The following is a 16,727-nucleotide window of genomic DNA, read 5'->3' as shown; positions in this document are numbered from 1 at the left end:
GTTCTAACGCCCTGAGCGGCTCAGTCGAGGTCGGAGAGCTCGCTCAGGGCGGCCTGCGCCTTCTCGAGCTCCACGCGGGCCAGGGCGATCAGGTCCTCGAGGCCCTGGGCGCCGAAGCGGTTGCTGATGTTCTCAACGGCGTCGGTGATCACCGGGTCGGTCTCATGCGCGTCCATGCCGGAATCCTCGCAAACATCCGCCCGGGGACGACGCACCGCCGGGACGGTCCGCGTGCCGCAGTGCCCTGGCCGGAGCCGGCCGCACGGCTCGCCTCAGCCGGGGACCGCGGCCCAACGGGCGTCGCGGCCGAACGCGGCGAGCAGGTCCGTCTGCGGGTCGCCGCTCGCCTCCGCGTGCGGGCCGATCGCCCCGGCGGAGCGGTAGAGCTCCTCCTTGTCGGCAAACCACGCGGCTACCTCGGCCACCAGCTCGGGGTCGAGCCGGGTGTCCCCACCGGTGGCCACGGCCAGGTCCCAGCCGTGCACCAGATGGTCGGCGGCGAGCTGCTGGAGGTACTCCCCCAGCCGCTCGTCGCCGTAGGACAGGTGCACGCTTCCCTCGGGCGCCGCCCGGTCCACGACCTGCGTGGCCGCGGCGGCCGCCCGCCGGCTCGCGACCACCGGGTCGTCGCCGAGCAGGTCGCCCTCGAAGCGGTCACCGACCTCCTCCATCGTGCTCCCCTGCACCAGCGGCACCGTCCACAGCTCCTCGCCGGTGACGTGGTTGACCAGGGTCCGCACGTCCCAGCCGGAGCACGGCGTCGGGCTCTCCCAGCGGTCTGTGGGCACCGCCTCCACCCGCAGCTCCCAGGACTCGACGGTGCGACGGTGCAAGGTGGCCGGATCCATGGCGTCCTCCTCGGGCTGCCCCCGCACCTCCCAGCGTGCCCTCGGCATGCCCCGGACGTCCAGACCGATCTGTCCCGCGCACACACCGGCGCGCGGCCCTTCTATGCCCCATGTGTGTCATGCATGCACTTCCGAGGCTGACTTACGGTCGAGTAAGCGATGGGAATCCACTCTGCACTCGGAGGAGGTGGGCCCCTGTGGCGCGTGTCCCGGCAAAACTGAAGCGTCATCTCCCGGCGTCGTTCCTGGGACCTTCGGCGGGTGTCTACCCGCTGGCGGCCGGTGTGGGCAGCCGGCACACACGGGTCGCCCTCTTCTCCCACGACACCCAGGGCCTGGGCCACGTGCGCCGGAACTCGCTCGTCGCTGGGGCGATCGTCGCCGACCAGCCGGACACCGACGTGCTGCTGATCGCGGGGGCACCGGAGGTCGCGGCGCTCCCGCTGCCCCCGCGCACCGAGGTCGTCACCATCCCCACCCTGCACAAGGCCCCCACGGGCGCCTACAGTGCCCGCGTCCTCTCGACGTCCCTGGACGACGTGCTGGCGATGCGCGAGGCCGTGGTGGACGCAGCGCTCTCCACGTTCGCACCCGACCTGCTCATCGTCGACAAGGTCGCGAGGGGTGTCGGCGGTGAGCTGGACCGTCCGCTGTCCCATGTGCGCGCGCAGCACGGCACCAGCACCGTGCTCGGACTCCGCGACGTCCTGGACGGGGTGGACCAGACCCGACGCGAGTGGGCGCTCACCCGCACCGACGAGGCGATCGCCGACCTGTACGACGACGTCTGGGTGTACGGCGACCCGGCGATCTTCGACCCAGCGGTGGCGTACGGCTGGCCCGCGGCGACGAGCAGCAAGGTCCGGTACACGGGCTACCTGGCACGAGGTAGGTCAGCCGTGGTGGGCCTGAGCCGGGCCAACGGTGCCCCTACCGCGGAGGACGTGGACTCTCCGTTCGTGCTCTGTCTCGTGGGGGGCGGCCAGGACGGTGCCGCCCTGGCTCGCGCGTTCGCCGGCGCGTCCTTCCCCCGGGGTCACGTGGGGGTCCTGATCACCGGCCCCTACATGGACCGCGGGGTCCTCGGCGAGCTGGTCGCGTCGGCGAGCAGGCGACCTGACCTCGTCGTCCTCGAGTTCGTGGCCGACGTGCCCGCCTTCGTGGAGCGAGCGGCGGCCACGGTCTCGATGGCCGGTTACAACTCGGTGTGCGAGCTCCTCCCGGTGGGGCGCCCGGCTCTGCTCCTCCCCCGCACCGTCCCCCGCGTCGAGCAGGCGCTGAGGGCCGAACAGCTCCGGAAGGCCGGGCTCGTCGACGTGCTGGGCGCGGACCCCGACCCGTCCAACATCGGCGGCTGGCTGTCCACGGCCCTGACCCGGCCGAGGCGCGCCCACGCCGCCGTGGACCTCGACGGCCTGGCCAGGCTGCCCCGGCTCGCGGCGGAGCTGATCGCGGAGGCACCCGGTACGGCGCGGACGGAGGCCGGTCATGCTGGCAGCGTCTGACCCGTCCGGACCGCGCGTCGGTTACGTGCTGAAGATGTACCCGCGGTTCTCCGAGACCTTCATCCTGACCGAGATCCTGGCCATGGAGGCACTGGGCGCGGACGTGGAGATCTTCTCGCTCCGCACCCCGGTCGACGGGCACTTCCACGAGGCACTGGCGCAGGTGCGGGCGCCCGTCACCTACCTGCAGCGCCAGCTGAAACCGACCGACCTCTGGGACACCCTCCGACTGGGCGACGCGCAGCTGCCGGGCTCGCTCGAGAGCGCACTCCCCCACCTGCTCGCCGTCGACCCGGAGGACGCGGCGCAGGCGGTGGAGCTGGCGAGTCTCGTCGTCGCGCACGGTGTCGACCATCTCCATGCACACTTCGCGTCGGTCGCGGCCACGGTCGCCCGCCTCGCGGCCCGGATGGCAGGGGTGACCTACAGCTTCACGGCACACGCCAAGGACGTGTTCCACGACGAGGTGAACCCGGCTGAGCTCGGTCAGAAGCTCGCGGACGCAGCCGCCGCGGTCACGATCAGCGACTACAACCTCGCCTTCCTCAGGTCCACGTACGGCGCGAGAGCGGACCGGGTGGTGCGGATCTACAACGGGCTGGACCTCGAGGCTCTCCTCCCGTCCGCGCCCCTGCGCCGGCCACCCCGTGTCGTCGGAGTGGGGCGGCTCGTGGAGAAGAAGGGGTTCGACCGGCTGCTCGACGCCCTCGCCCTGATGGTCCGCGACGGACGGACGGTGCGGCTCGACGTCGTGGGAGCGGGCCCGGAGGAGGAGGCTCTGCGCGCGCGGACTGCTGCGCTGGGGCTCACCGGCGTCGTGACGTTCCACGGCCCGCTCCCCCAAGGCAGGACCCTGGCGTTGATCAAGGGGGCCGCCGCGCTGGCAGCTCCGTGCGTCGTGGGTGCGGACGGCAATCGCGACGGTCTTCCGACGGTCGTCCTGGAGGGGCTGGCGCTGGGTACCCCGGTCGTCGCAACGCCCGTCACCGGGATCCCCGAGGCCGTGGTGGACGGCCGGACCGGGCTCCTGGTGCCCGAGGGCGACGTGGCCGCGCTGGCCGCCGCCCTCGGCGCGCTGATCAACCAGCCCGGGCTGAGGTGCCGGCTCGCCGAAGCAGGCAGGAGGCACGTCGAGGCGAACTTCGACACCCGTAAGAACACCGCCCTCCTGTGGCAGCTGATCCGCGAGGCCGCGCGGGAGCGCCGGGTGGTGACCGTCTGATGCGCGTCGCCTACGTCTGCACCGACCCCGGAGTCCCGGTCTTCGGCCGCAAGGGGGCTTCGGTGCACGTCCAGGCGGTTCTGGGTGCTCTGACCGCTCGGGGAGACCAGCTGCAGGTGATCGCCGCCCGGGTCGGCGACGACCGGCCCGCGCACCTGCCCGCCATGCCGGTGCACGTGCTTCCGGTCGCCACCGCCGAGTCGGCACGGGCGCGAGAGCACGCCCTGCGGCGCGCGGACGACCACGTCGTCGACGTTCTGGACCACCTGGCACACCAGGGCGGTGTCGACCTGGTCTACGAGCGGTACGCGCTCTGGGGCCGTTCGGCGACGGCCTGGGCCGCCGAGCGCGGAGTCCCCAGCGTGGTGGAGGTCAACGCCCCCCTGGTCGAGGAGCAGAGCCTGCACCGCGTGCTGGTCGACCGTACGGCGGCCGAGCGGGTGGCCCACGAGGTGCTGTCGCGGGCCGGGACAGTCGTGTGCGTCAGCGAGCGCGTCGCGGCCTGGGCTCGGGCGCACAGCACGAACCCGGAGCGCGTCCACGTCGTCGGCAACGGCGTCGACACCCACAGGGTGCGGCCGGCCGCCGAGCCGCCCGACGAGACGCCGTTCACCATAGGCTTCGTCGGGTCGCTGAAGCCCTGGCACGGCGTCGAGGACCTGGTCAGCGCGGTTGCCCTGCTCGCCGCAGGCGACGACGGCTACCGGCTGCTCGTCGTCGGGGACGGGCCACAGCGCGAGGCGATCCGGAGCCAGGTCCGCGCTCTCTCCCTCGACGACGTGGTCGAGATGACCGGCGCCGTGCCGCCCGACGAGATACCCACGCTCCTGCACCGGATGCACGTCGCCGTCGCGCCGTACCCCTCCGTCCCGGACTTCTACTTCTCGCCGCTGAAGGTCTACGAGTACCTGGCGGCCGGCCTCCCCGTCGTCGCCACCCGCACCGGGGAGCTGACGTCCACGCTCGGTCACGGCCGGCACGGCGTCCTGGTCGACCCGGCCGACCCGGCACAGCTCGCCGCCGCCCTCGCCGGCCTCCGGGCAGACCGCGCACGGCGGGCCGCGCTCGGGCGGTCCGGCCGCCGGGCCGCCGTCGAGCAGCACGACTGGGCCGACGTCGTGACGCGGGTGCTGACACTGGCCGGAGCAGACCATGTCACGGCATAGGCCCACCACCCTGCGGGACTCGGTGTCGGGCATCCGGCGGCTCGCGCCCTACCTGCGCCCGCATCTCGCCGCGGAGCGGCGTCTGCTCGCCATCGGCTCGGTCGCGTTCTTCGCCGAGGTGGGCATGCGCCTTCTCGAGCCGTGGCCGCTGAAGTACGTCATCGACGGCATCGTGAAGACCGGTGGTGGCACATCGTCGGGGACCGACGTCTCCACCATGCTGGTGGTCGCCTGTCTCGCGCTCGTCGGCTTCACCACGATGCGGGCCACGGCCTCGTACGTGAACACGCTGACCCTCGCGCTGGCGGGCAACCGCATCCTGAGCAGGGTGCGCGCCGACGTGTACGCCCACCTGAACAAGCTTCCGCTGACCTTCCACGACCGCACCCGGACCGGCGACCTGGTCACCCGGGTCACCAGTGACATCGGCCGGCTCAAGGACGTGGCGGTGACCGCCGCGCTGCCCCTGGCCGGCAACACGCTGACCCTGGTCGGCATGCTCGTGGTGGTCACGATCATCGACTGGAAGCTGGCCCTGGTCATCCTGCTCGTCTTCCCCGCGTTCCTCCTCTCGACCCTGCACATGACCCGCCGGATCACCACCGTCTCGCGGACGCAGCGTCGCGCCGACGGCGCGCTGGCGTCGCTGGCCACCGAGACGCTCTCCTCCATGCGCGTGGTGCAGTCGTACTCGCTGGAGCGGCTGATGCAGCAGAGGTTCGGCGAGGGGAACGCCAAGTCCCTCAAGAGCGGCGCGAAGGCGACCAAGCTGTCCGCCGGCCTCGAGCGCAAGACCGACCTGCTGGTCGGGCTGGCCACGGCGCTGGTGCTCTACGTGGGTGCCAGACGGGCGCTTGCCGGTGCGCTGACGGCCGGCGAGCTGGTGGTCTTCCTCACCTATCTCAAGGCGGCGTTCAAGCCGATGCGCGACCTGGCGAAGTACACCGGCCGGATCGCACAGGCGGGCGCCTCGGCCGAGCGCATCGCGGACCTGCTCCAGGTCAGGCCGGACATCGTCGACGCGCCCGGCGCCAGGCCCGCAGACCCGTTCAAGGGTGAGATCGAGTTCCGCGACGTGTGGCTCGCGTACGAGCCCGGGCGCATGGTGCTGCGCAACATCAGCCTGCACATCCCCGCCGGCCAGCGGGTCGCGCTCGTCGGCCCCTCGGGTGCGGGCAAGTCCAGCCTCGCCATGCTGGTGTCGCGGCTCGGCGACCCGACACAGGGAGAGATCCGGATCGACGGTCAGGACCTTCGCGACCTGACCGTGGACTCGGTCCGGACGCAGCTCGCGGTGGTGCTCCAGGAGACGCTGCTGTTCGCCACGACCATCCGGGACAACATCGCGCACGGGCTGCCGGACACGTCCGAGGAGGAGATCGTGGCCGCCGCCCGGCTGGCCGGGGCGCACGACTTCATCATGCGGCTGCCCTCGGGGTACGACACCATCGTCGGTGAGCGGGGCGCGACCCTGTCCGGCGGGGAGCGACAGCGCATCGCGATCGCCCGGGCAGCGATGCGCGACGCGGCGGTCGTCATCCTCGACGAGGCCATGACCGGCCTGGACCAGCAGACCGAGCGGGAGGTGTACGCCGCACTCGAACGGCTGACCAGCGACCGCACCACCCTGTTGATCACCCATGACCTCGACGCCGTGCTCGGCTGCGACCGGGTGATCTGGATCGACCGTGGCACCGTCCTCGACGACGGTGTCCCCGGCGAGGTTCTCTCACGCCAGGCAAGGAACGTGCCCGATGTCCAGCTGGGCTGACCACGCACTCGCCGACCGGGATCCCGGGCTGCCGGGACTCCGGATCCTGCTCGACGATGCAGCACTGTCGGCCTGGGTCTCGGACCGGACGGGCTCGCCCTGCCGCGTCCGGAGCTCGCGGATCCGGTACAAGCCCACCCTCAGCTGCGTGCTCGCGTTCGACCTCCAGCGCCCGGGCGACGAGGGGACGGCGCCCCTCCCCTGTCTGGCGCGGACGTACAGCGACCGGAGCGCGGTCAAGGCGGCCAAGGCGGCCAGGCGCACCCCGCCCGGCGCACTGGTCGCGCTCGATCTCGACATCCCCCTCGTCGTGACCACCCTCGCGGGAGACCGCGACCTGCCCGCGCTGACGAGGCTGCACGACCGTCAGGCCCGGGAGCGCCTCCTGCGCCGTGTGCTCCCGGAGCGCCCGCGGCTGTCCACCCTGTCCCCCCGCACCGTGCGTCACAACCCGGAGCGGCGCTGGGTCGGCGTGCTCGACGACCCCTCCGGGCCGCCGGTGGTCCTGCGCGCCTACCGGAGGTCTGTCATGCCGGGACCGGCACGGGCGTACGAGCAGCTGGCGAACGGATCACCGAGGACCCCGCCGCTGCTCGGCTGGTCACATCGGCACGGCTTGGCCGCGGTCGCCTGGGTGGACGGCCGGGAAGTGTCCCGGGACCTGTCGGACCTGGACTCGTTCGCCGCGGCCGGACGAGCCCTGGCGCACCTGCACGAGCGCCAGGGCGTCAGGCTCCGACCGGAGGACCCGCTGACGCAGGCGGATGCCGTGCGTGCGGCGGCGACCACCGTCGCGACCCTGCTCCCCGACCTCTCCCCCGAGGCGACCGAGGTCGCCCGCAGGCTCGGAGCCGACGTCGGGCGGTGTGTCCCGGGCTCCGTGCTGCACGGCGACTTCTCGGCCGACCAGGTCATCAGGGGCGACGACGGCGCCGTCACGCTCATCGACCTCGACGGCGCGCGGCTCGGCGAGCCGGCCGTCGACCTTGCCTGTGCAGCGGCAGCACTCGCCGAGACGGACGCCGACGAGCCCGGTCGGCGCGCCCTCGCGGCGATGTACTCCGGCTACGAGTCGGTTCGGCCACTGCCGGCACGTCGGCGGCTGTCCGTCCTCGGCTCGGCCCACCTCCTGCGCAAGGCCACCGAGCCCTTCCGCAACAGGGAGCCCGACTGGCCCGACCGGATGCGCGAGCTGTGCCGGCTCGCCGCGTTGGAGGAGAGCGATCGCGCTACCGGGAGGGAGCGGGGACCATGGTGACGAGCCTGCACGAGGTGATCGCCCGGCTGGGGGACAGCGGTCTCCGCCTGCTGAAGGCCATCCCCCGGGGTCCGGACCAGCTGAACCTCGAGATCCAGGACAGCAGCCGGGGCGTGCTCACCGGTCAGTGGCACCGAGACCCGGCACGGAGCGGGGCGGTCGCAGCAGACGTCGAGGCGACCTGCGGCGCCGGAGCTGCCTGGACCCTTGACCACTCCGGCATCGTGCTGCTCGAACCAGGCGCGGATCCCCGCCTGCCGGCGCTGAGGACGGTGCTACGGCGGCCCGGGGCCCAGCTCGTGGCCCACCGCCTCGAACGTCGCGCGGTGGTCCGCGAGGCGCACGGTGACTACACCAAGGTGATGCCACCGGAGCTGGCCGGGCGGGTGGCGAGCGCCCTCTTCAGGGTCCGGATCCCCAGCATTGCCGTCCCCCGGCTGACGGACCTCGACGTCGATCTCGGAACCGTCACCACGGCACCACTTCCGGGGCGCACCTTCCACGCCGAGCTGGGCGACCACTCCGTCACTGACGAGGACGTGGCGCTCGCCTCGAAGTCTGTCGGAGCGGCGGTTCGCGAGCTCCACCAGCTGACACCCTCGGCGGCGCTGCCCCTCCACGACGTGGAGGCGGAGCTGCGTGTCTGTCGGCGCTGGCTGACGGCGGCGAGCGACCACGGCCTGATCCCCGAGGACCGGTGGAGGGGCGGGTTGGAACGGGCGGGCGCGCTCCTGGAGAGGGACTCCGCGCAGGTCGTGACGGTGCACCGAGACCTGCACGAGAAGCAGGTGATGATCCTCCGTGGGCAACCGGTGGGCCTCCTCGACCTCGACCTGCTGGGGCCCGGGGACCCTGCGCTGGACGTCGGCAACCTCCTGGCCCACTTCGAGCTCCGCGCGCTGCACGCGCGGAGCCGGCCGGACCGCCCGTGGGTCGCGCGAGCGGCCTTCCTGGAGGGCTATGCACCCGGACCGCGACTGATGACGAGGGCCGCCGGCTACGTCTTGAGCACGCGGCTGCGCCTCGCCGCCGTGTACGCCTTCCGCGACGCGCCCGCGGACCTGATCGAGGACCTACTCAACCCGGCAAAGGACAGGGGGGCCGTCCCATGAGCGAGAGCGTGGGAGTCATCGGTGCTGGTTATCTCGGGACGACGCATGCGGCGTGTCTCGCCGAGCTCGGGTTCGACGTGCTCGTCGCCGAGACCGACGCGGCGCGGGTCGCCGCACTGAGGGCCGGAAGGCTACCGTTCTTCGAGCCTGGCCTCGCGGCCCTGCTGGAGCGCCATACGGCCTCGGGACAGCTCCGGTTCACGACGTCGGTCCAGGAGCTCGCCGACCACGCGGACGTCCACTTCATCTGCGTCGGGACCCCGCAACGCCGCAACGGGCTGGCCGCGGACACCACGCAGGTGCGCACCGTGGTCGAGTCGCTGGTCCCGAGGCTCTCCCGGACCACCTTCCTGATCGGAAAGTCCACGGTCCCGGTCGGTACCGCCGCCGAGCTCAGCGAGCTGTCCCGTGCCCTGGCGCCTCCGGGCGTCCTCGTCGAGGTGGCCTGGAACCCGGAGTTCATGCGCGAAGGACACGCCATCGTCGACACGCTGGCACCCGACCGCCTGGTCTTCGGCGTGGCCTCGACCGAAGCGGAGAAGGTGCTCCGGCACGTGTACGCCTCCGTGCTCGCCCGGGACGTACCGGTCGTCGTCACCGACCTCACGACCTCGGAGCTGGTGAAGGTCGGCGCCAACGCGTTCCTCGCCACGAAGATCTCGTTCGCCAACGCCATGGCGGAGCTCTGCGAGGCGACCGGCGGCGACGTCCTCACGTTGACGGAGGCCATCGGGCATGACGTGCGCATCGGCCACCGCTTCCTGACGCCGGGGCTCGGGTTCGGCGGCGGGTGTCTGCCCAAGGACATCCGCGCACTGATGGCACGTGCCGGCGAGCTCGGTGTGAGCGAGGTCCTGACCTTCCTGCGCCAGGTGGACTCCATCAACATGCGTCAGCGCCGAAAGATCGTCGAGATGGCGGTCGAGGAGTGCCGGGGCGACGTGCTGGGTCGCCGGATCGCCGTGCTCGGCGCGTCCTTCAAGCCGGAGACCGACGACGTGCGCGACTCCCCCGCGCTGAGCGTCGCCGCCCAGCTACACCTGCACGGTGCGCTGGTCTCCGTCTACGACCCCAGGTCCAACACGAACGCCGCGAGGCTCTACCCCGCGCTGCACTACGCCGACAGTGTCGCCTCCGCCGTGACCGGCGCCCACCTCGTGCTCCACCTGACCGAGTGGGCGGAGTTCTCGCGTCTGGACCCCGTGGAGCTCCTCGCGCTCGTCGACGAGCCGCGGATCATCGACGGTCGGAACGCGCTCGACCCCCGTCGGTGGCGCGACGCCGGGTGGTCCTACCGGGCCCCGGGGCGCCCGCACCTGAACGGCGCGTGACCCTGGCCCGGTCCCGCCCCGTCCGGTCCGGACCTTGCCCGGCGTCAGAACCGGGAGCGGACGAGGCGGGAGCGGGCCACGCCGAGGCCCATCGACCGCTCGCTGCGCAGGTGGATGTTCTGCAGCAGCCCGATCGCCATGAGCGTCGCGAACATCGAGGAGCCGCCGTACGACACCAGCGGGAGCGGGACGCCGGTGACCGGCATGATCCCCAGGCACATGCCGATGTTCTGGAAGGCCTGGAAGCCGAACCAGCAGGCGATGCCGCCGGCGGCGAGCCGGCCGAACAGGTCCTCGGCGTGCGCGGCGATGGTCAGCGCGCGCCACAGGACCAGCCCGAGCAGCGCGATCAGCACGCCCGAGCCGACCAGGCCGAGCTCCTCGCCGGCGACGGTGAAGATGAAGTCGGTGTGCTGCTCGGGGACGAAGCCGGACTTCGTCTGCGACCCGTCGAAGAGGCCCTGGCCGAACACGCCGCCGTTGCCGATCGCGATCCGCGCCTGCTCGGTGTTGTAGCCGGCGCCGAGCGGGTCGAGGGACGGGTCGGTGAAGGCCAGCAGCCGGTCGAGCTGGTACTCGTCGAGGATGCCGGCCTGGACCGCGCCCACCGCCGCGGCGACCGCGCCGCCGGAGAGCGCGGCGAGCCAGCGGCGGGGCGCGCCGGAGACCGCGACCACGCCGAACACGGTGGCCGACAGCACGAGCATCGTGCCGAGGTCGGGCTGGAGGAGGATCAGCACCGCGGGGACGGCCGCGATCGCGAGCATGCCGAGCACGTCGAGGTGGCGCACCTCCCGCTGCTTCCACGAGCCCTCGGTGCGCTCGGCGACGAGCAGGGCCATGCCGATCACGACGGCGAGCTTGGCGAACTCCGCGGGCTGGATCGACAGCCCGCCGATCATCAGCCAGGAGCGGGAGCCGTTGATGGTCGTGCCCATCCCCAGCACGAGCGCGAGCCCGACCACCGAGCCGACGTAGACCAGCGGCGCCAGGATGCGCACCCACCGGTGGTCGGTGGCGGTGATCATCACCGCGAGCACCACGCCGATCGCGATGTTGACCAGCTGCTTCTTCAGGTAGGACTGCGGGTCGCCGCCGGTGAGGTCGTCCCGGGCCAGGGTGGCCGACCAGACCAGGAGCGTGCCCATCACGAGCAGCCCGGCCACGGCGAGCATGAGCACCCAGTCGGGGCGCGGCGCCTTGGCCCGGCTCGGGCCGTCGACCCGGATGGAGCGGGTGCGGATCGGGGCGGTCATCGTCATCGGTTGCGCCTCGCCTTGCTGTCGGCCGCGCGCTCGGGGGCGCTGACCAGCGGGGGAAGGATCTCGCCGTCCTTGGCGAACACGGGCAGCTCCAGCGGCGGCTTCGCGCCGGGCAGGGCGGCCTCGTCCTCGACGACCCGGGAGCCGCGGACGCCGTACAGGGTCTCCCAGATCTTGCGCACGGCCGGCCCGGAGGTGCCCGAGCCGGTGCCGCCCTGGGAGACCATCATGATCACCACGTACTGGCCGTCGTACGACGCCAGCCAGGAGGTGCTCTGCTTGCCGTAGACCTCGGCCGAGCCGGTCTTGGAGCGGATCTTGACCTCGTCGAGCGGGAAGTCGATGAACCGCCACGACGAGGTACCGGTGCGGGTGGTGCCGAGCAGGGCGGTGTCGATGTACTTCAGGGTCTTCTCCGAGACCTTCACCGTGCCCTGCTTGCGCGGCGCGATCGTCCGCACGACGTTGCCCTCGGGGTCGACGATCGCCTTGCCGACGCGGGGCTCCCACAGCGTGCCGCCGTTGGACAGCGCGGCGTAGGCGCGGGCGAGCTGGAGCGGGGTGACGATGGTGTCGCCCTGGCCGATGGCGAAGTTGACCGCGTCTCCGGCCCGGTAGGCGAAGCCCTCGATGCAGAACTCGCGGGCGAAGCGGTGCAGGAAGTCGTCGCCGTCCTGCTTGCCGAGCCGGCAGTAGTAGTCCTTGTTGGCCTCGTAGTAGTCGCGCTTCCACTGCCGGTCGGCGATCCGGCCGCTGGCCTCCCCCGGCAGGTCGATGCCGGTCTCCTGGCCGAAGCCGAAGATCTTGGCCATGTCCACCAGCGGGTCCTTGGCCTTCACGTCGGAGACGTCGCTGCCGAACTTCTGCCAGAAGTTGTAGCCGATCCGGTAGAAGAAGGTGTTGCAGGAGACCTGGAGCGCCTTGTCGAAGCCGATGTAGCCGTAGGCGCCGGACTCGTAGTTCTTGAAGGCGCGGTTGCCCACGGTGAACGACGAGGAGCAGTTCAGCCGGGTGCTCGGGCTGTAGCCGTTGGAGAGCGCGCCGGCGGTCATGATCGGCTTCCAGGTCGACCCGGGCGCGAACTGGCCCTGGGTGGCCCGGAACAGCAGCGGCGTGCCGGCCTTCTCGGAGTAGAGCCGGCCGAGGTCCTTCGAGGAGATGCCGCCGACCCACACGCTCGGGTCGTAGGTCGGCTGGCCGGCCATCGCGACGATCCGCCCGTTCGTGGCGTCCATGACCACCGCGGCGCCGGAGTCGGCGACGTACCGGCGGCCGGTGACGGTGTCCATGGTCTTGCGGGCGAGCTTGATCGTGGACTCGAGCTGCTGCTCGACCACGGCCTGCACGCGGGCGTCGATGGACGTGACCAGCGTGTCGCCGGCGCGGCCCTGCACCTCGCCGGAGTCGCCGAGGACCCGGCCCATGCTGTCCACCGCGACCCGCTGGAAGCCCGGTGAGCCTCGCAGGTAGCGGTCGTACTGCTTCTCCACGCCGGCGCGGCCGACGACCGAGGCACCGTGCACCGAGGTGTCGTTCTCGGCCTCCGCCTCGTCGAGCTCCTCCTCCGTGATCGGGCTGAGGTAGCCGAGCAGGTGGGCGGCGTTGATGCCGTACGGCGACGGGTAGGCGCGCACGCTCTGCGACTCGGCGAGCACCGCGGGGTAGTCCTCGCTCTCCTCGAGGATCGACACCGCGATCTCCTGCGGCACGTCCTCTGCGACCGGGACCGGCTGGTACGGCGACCCGTTCCAGCAGGTGCCGGCGATCGAGCCGGGCTCCCCGCAGAGCAGGGTCCGGGCCACGACGTCCTTGTACGACGAGCCGACGGTGCCGGCCACGCGGCGCAGCAGGGACTCCTGCGCGTCGGCGTCCATCTTCTTGAGCATGGTCCGGTCGACGGTGACCACCCACGAGGTGCGGTTGGCGACCAACGGCCGGCCCATGTCGTCGACGATGAGGCCCCGCGCGGGCTGCACGACGAGCTCGCGGACCGACTGCTCCGCGGCCTGCGCCTGGTAGGCCTCGCCGCTGAGGACCTGGAGGTACCACAGCCGGGCGAACAGCGTGACGAACAGCGACAGGACGAGCGCCTGCACCACGATCAGCCGCAGGCGGCTCTTCTCGCGGGAGGTGGCGCGACGGTAGGAGGCCGCCATCAGTAGGCGACCTGGTGCGGCTCGAGACGGCGGAACAGCCGCATCATCACCGGCAGCACGAAGGGCGTGAGGAGGACGTCGTACACGACGGCGACCGGGATCACCGCCAGTGCCTCGCTCGCGGGCACGGCCGGGTCGGAGAGCACCATCGCGCCGAGCGCGAAGACGGAGGTCCCGACGAAGGAGGAGGCGGCGACCGTGACGATGGCCGCGACCGCGGAGGTGTGCGCGTCGTGGCGGACCCGGCCGGCGAGGTAGCCGACCAGGACCAGCGAGAGCGCCCACTGCCCGGCCACGTGGTCCGTCGGCGGCGCGAGGTCGATCGCGAGGCCGCCGAGGAAGCCGATCACCGCGGCGAACTCCGGACCGCGGACGAGCGCGGCCGCGACCACGACGAGCAGCGCGAGGTTGGGCACCACCCCGTCGTAGGACAGGTACGGGAACAGGGCCACCTGGAGGACGACGGCCAGGGTGACCACGACGGTGAGGACGAGGGCGCGGACGGCGGCCATCACTCGGCTCCTGGGTTCTCCGACGCCGCGGCGCCGGCCTTGATCACGGTGCGGTCGCTCTCGGTGTCGGGCGCGACGACGACGCCGACCAGGTCGAGCGACGAGAAGTCCACGAACGGGTCGATCACCGCCCGCTTCGACAGCTCGCGGGGGCTGCTGAACACCGAGGTGACGGTGCCGACAGGGATGCCCGAGACGTACGGCGCGCCGTTCTCCGAGCCCCACGTGACGAGCACGTCGTCGCGCGCCGGGGTCACCGCGTTGTCCACGAGGTCGAGGTCGAGCCTGCCCCGGTCGCCGACCTCGCCGCGGCCGCGCAGGAAGCCGACCTCCATGCTCGATCCGAGCCGGCCGCCCACCACGGACTCCCGGTCGACCACGAGCAGCACCGTCGCGGTGCCGCGGTCGGCGCGGATCACCCGGCCGACGAGTCCGTCGTTGTTGAGCACGGTCATGTCGGGGTGGATGCCGGAGGTGGTGCCGGCGTCGATGGTCACGGTCCGCGAGAACGACTGGGCGGGGCCGAGCGCGATGACCCGGGCCGGGACCAGCGCGTAGCCGGTGCTGGCGGAGCTGCGCATCAGCCCGTCGAGCTCGGCGGCGCGGTTGCGGTCCACGACGCCGGTCGCGACCTGCCCGCGCAGCGAGGCGTTCTCCGCCTCGAGCTGCTGCACCTGGCGGCGCAGGCTGCCGGTGGTGGTGAAGAACTCCGGGACCGCCTGGAACGGGCGTACGACGGTGGCGGTGGCCTCCTCCACGGGACCGAACAGGTCCCCCGCGACGGAGCGGACCGGGTCGATCGGGGAGTCGTCGCCGCCGCGGGCGTCGAGGGTGAGGATGGTGAAGCTCGCGAGCAGCAGGAGCACCAGCGTCGTACGCGACGGACGCTTGTGCTGGTCACGCATGGCCATGGTCAGCTACCCCGGTCAGCGTCTCGGCTCGGACACGAGCACCTGCTGGAGCGCCTCGAACTCCTCCACGCACTTGCCGGCGCCCATGGCGACCGAGTGCAGCGGGTCCTCCGCGATGTGGACCGGCATCCCGGTCTCGTGGCGCAGCCGCTCGTCGAGGCCGCGCAGCAGCGCGCCACCTCCGGTGAGCACGAGGCCGCGGTCCATGATGTCGCCGGCGAGCTCGGGCGGGGTCTGGTCGAGGGTGCTGCGGACCGCGTCGACGATCGCGTGCAGCGGCTCCTCGAGGGCCTGGCGGACCTCGGCGCTGGAGACCACGACGGTCTTGGGCAGGCCGGAGATCATGTCGCGGCCGCGGACCTCCGCCTCCGGCTCCTTCGGCAGCGGGAAGGCCGAGCCGAGGGTCATCTTGATCTCCTCGGCGGTGCGCTCCCCCAGCATCAGGGAGTACTCCTTCTTCATCCACGCGATGATCGCCTGGTCGAGGTCGTCGCCGGCGGTGCGGATCGACAGGCTCGTGACGATGCCGCCGAGCGAGATGACCGCGACCTCCGTCGTACCGCCGCCGATGTCGACGACCATGTTGCCGGTGGCCTCGTGGACCGGCAGGTTCGCGCCGATCGCGGCGGCCATCGGCTCCTCGACGATGTACACACGGCGCGCCCCGGCCTGGTAGCCGGCCTCCTTCACCGCGCGCTGCTCGACGGCGGTGATGCCGCTCGGCACGCAGATCACCAGGCGGGGCTTGGCGAAGTAGCGGCGGCGGTGCACCTGCTGGATGAAGAACCGGAGCATCTGCTCGGTGGAGTCGAAGTCGGCGATCACGCCGTCCTGGAGCGGACGGATCGCGGTGATGTTGTCGGGGGTACGCCCGATCATCCGCTTGGCCTCGTGGCCCACGGCGAGGATCTCGCCGGTGGTGGAGTTCAGCGCCACCACGGACGGCTCGTCGAGGAGCACGCCCTTGCCGCGGACGTACACCAGGGTGTTCGCGGTGCCGAGGTCGACGGCCATGTCCCGACCGATGAAGCTGTTCGCCATGGTGTCCTGCCGTCCCTCGACTTGCTGCGCCCATGGGTCGGCGAACCCGTGGCCGACCCGTGGGAAAAGCCTAAGAGCGGGAGGCGTGACATCCCGGCAGGACACGCGCGGCGGTGGGCGCTGTCACTCCCCCGGGGTGGGTACGGGAACGGGCAGCTCCCGCGCGTCCGGGCCGGTGGAGGCCGGAGGACGGGGAGCTGCCCGTACGGCAAGGAGGCTCAGAGGCCGGGGAACCAGATCTTGATCTCGCGCTCGGCGGACTCGGGCGAGTCGGAGCCGTGCACGAGGTTCTCGCGGTTGGACAGCGAGAGGTCGCCGCGGATGGTGCCGGGGGCGGCCTTGCGGCCGTCGGTCGCGCCGTTGATCGCGCGGACCACCTCGACCGCCTCGTCACCCTCGAGCACGCAGGCCACGAGCGGCCCGCTGGTCACGAACTCCCGCAGCGGCGGGTAGAAGTCCCGCTCGACGTGCTCGGCGTAGTGCTCGTCGGCCTTGGTGCCGTCGATCGTGCGCAGCTCGAGGGCCACGATGCCAAGGCCCTTCGACTCGAAGCGGCTGAGGATGTTGCCGACCAGGCCGCGGCGGACGGCGTCGGGCTTGAACAGGACGAGAGTGCGCTGAGACATGGGGGC

15 protein-coding genes are annotated in these 16,727 nt (G+C 72.0%); 7 read left to right on the top strand and 8 right to left on the bottom strand.

The features are described from left to right. Positions 1-20: 20 nt before the first annotated feature. Positions 21-176: a hypothetical protein gene (locus K1X13_RS17965; protein WP_221026508.1), complete on the bottom strand. Its 156-nt coding sequence runs from the start codon at positions 174-176 to the stop codon at positions 21-23. Between the two features lie 96 nt (positions 177-272). Beyond that, positions 273-848: a TIGR03086 family metal-binding protein gene (locus tag K1X13_RS17960; protein ID WP_221026507.1), complete on the bottom strand. Its 576-nt coding sequence runs from the start codon at positions 846-848 to the stop codon at positions 273-275. Between the two features lie 197 nt (positions 849-1,045). Between K1X13_RS17960 and K1X13_RS17955 the strand changes: the two genes are divergently transcribed. From K1X13_RS17955 to K1X13_RS17925, 7 genes are read left to right on the top strand one after another with little or no spacing between them, the layout of a single operon-like run. Then, positions 1,046-2,353 (top strand): glycosyltransferase family protein, encoded by a 1,308-nt coding sequence (locus tag K1X13_RS17955; protein WP_221026506.1) that lies wholly within the window; start codon positions 1,046-1,048, stop codon positions 2,351-2,353. Continuing rightward, positions 2,337-3,575 carry a glycosyltransferase family 4 protein gene (locus K1X13_RS17950; protein WP_221026505.1) on the top strand — a complete coding sequence of 413 codons (1,239 nt, stop codon included), beginning with the start codon at positions 2,337-2,339 and terminating at the stop codon, positions 3,573-3,575. The genes K1X13_RS17955 and K1X13_RS17950 overlap by 17 nt, the downstream gene beginning before the upstream one ends. Then, positions 3,575-4,741: a glycosyltransferase gene (locus K1X13_RS17945; protein WP_221026504.1), complete on the top strand. Its 1,167-nt coding sequence runs from the start codon at positions 3,575-3,577 to the stop codon at positions 4,739-4,741. Before K1X13_RS17950 ends, K1X13_RS17945 begins: the two co-directional genes overlap by 1 nt. Then, complete coding sequence (locus K1X13_RS17940) at positions 4,728-6,512, top strand: ABC transporter ATP-binding protein (RefSeq protein WP_221026503.1); 1,785 nt, start codon at positions 4,728-4,730, stop codon at positions 6,510-6,512. Before K1X13_RS17945 ends, K1X13_RS17940 begins: the two co-directional genes overlap by 14 nt. After that, a complete protein-coding gene (locus K1X13_RS17935) occupies positions 6,496-7,770 on the top strand; it encodes a phosphotransferase (protein WP_221026502.1) in 1,275 nt (424 codons plus the stop codon). The genes K1X13_RS17940 and K1X13_RS17935 overlap by 17 nt, the downstream gene beginning before the upstream one ends. Then, positions 7,764-8,882 carry a phosphotransferase gene (locus K1X13_RS17930; RefSeq protein ID WP_221026501.1) on the top strand — a complete coding sequence of 373 codons (1,119 nt, stop codon included), beginning with the start codon at positions 7,764-7,766 and terminating at the stop codon, positions 8,880-8,882. Before K1X13_RS17935 ends, K1X13_RS17930 begins: the two co-directional genes overlap by 7 nt. Next, a complete protein-coding gene (locus K1X13_RS17925; protein WP_221026500.1) occupies positions 8,879-10,213 on the top strand; it encodes a UDP-glucose dehydrogenase family protein in 1,335 nt (444 codons plus the stop codon). Before K1X13_RS17930 ends, K1X13_RS17925 begins: the two co-directional genes overlap by 4 nt. Positions 10,214-10,257: 44 nt before the next feature. Here the strand turns inward: K1X13_RS17925 and rodA are convergent, their stop codons facing one another. The 6 genes from rodA to ndk form a co-directional block, all read right to left on the bottom strand. Next, positions 10,258-11,475 carry a rod shape-determining protein RodA gene (rodA, locus tag K1X13_RS17920; protein ID WP_221026499.1) on the bottom strand — a complete coding sequence of 406 codons (1,218 nt, stop codon included), beginning with the start codon at positions 11,473-11,475 and terminating at the stop codon, positions 10,258-10,260. After that, the gene (mrdA, locus tag K1X13_RS17915) at positions 11,472-13,631 is read right to left on the bottom strand and encodes a penicillin-binding protein 2 (protein ID WP_221026498.1); all 2,160 of its coding nucleotides are present in this window, start codon (positions 13,629-13,631) and stop codon (positions 11,472-11,474) included. Before mrdA ends, rodA begins: the two co-directional genes overlap by 4 nt. Further along, entirely contained in the window at positions 13,631-14,143 is a 513-nt protein-coding gene (gene mreD / locus K1X13_RS17910) for a rod shape-determining protein MreD (protein ID WP_221026497.1), read from the bottom strand. The genes mrdA and mreD overlap by 1 nt, the downstream gene beginning before the upstream one ends. Beyond that, on the bottom strand, positions 14,143-15,048 hold the full coding sequence (mreC, locus tag K1X13_RS17905; protein WP_225915343.1) for a rod shape-determining protein MreC: 906 nt from the start codon (positions 15,046-15,048) through the stop codon (positions 14,143-14,145). The genes mreD and mreC overlap by 1 nt, the downstream gene beginning before the upstream one ends. Before the next feature lie 21 nt (positions 15,049-15,069). Further along, positions 15,070-16,095, bottom strand: a complete 1,026-nt coding sequence (locus tag K1X13_RS17900; protein ID WP_221026495.1) for a rod shape-determining protein — start codon at positions 16,093-16,095, stop codon at positions 15,070-15,072. A gap of 218 nt (positions 16,096-16,313) precedes the next feature. Continuing rightward, entirely contained in the window at positions 16,314-16,721 is a 408-nt protein-coding gene (gene ndk, locus K1X13_RS17895; protein WP_221026494.1) for a nucleoside-diphosphate kinase, read from the bottom strand. Positions 16,722-16,727: the final 6 nt, after the last annotated feature.

The organism is Nocardioides jiangsuensis, assembly GCF_019679455.1.
In the GTDB taxonomy this organism is placed as follows: domain Bacteria; phylum Actinomycetota; class Actinomycetes; order Propionibacteriales; family Nocardioidaceae; genus Nocardioides_C; species Nocardioides_C jiangsuensis.
The sequence above is the reverse complement of the archived record's forward strand: the minus strand, read 5'-3'. Positions and strand labels throughout refer to the sequence as shown.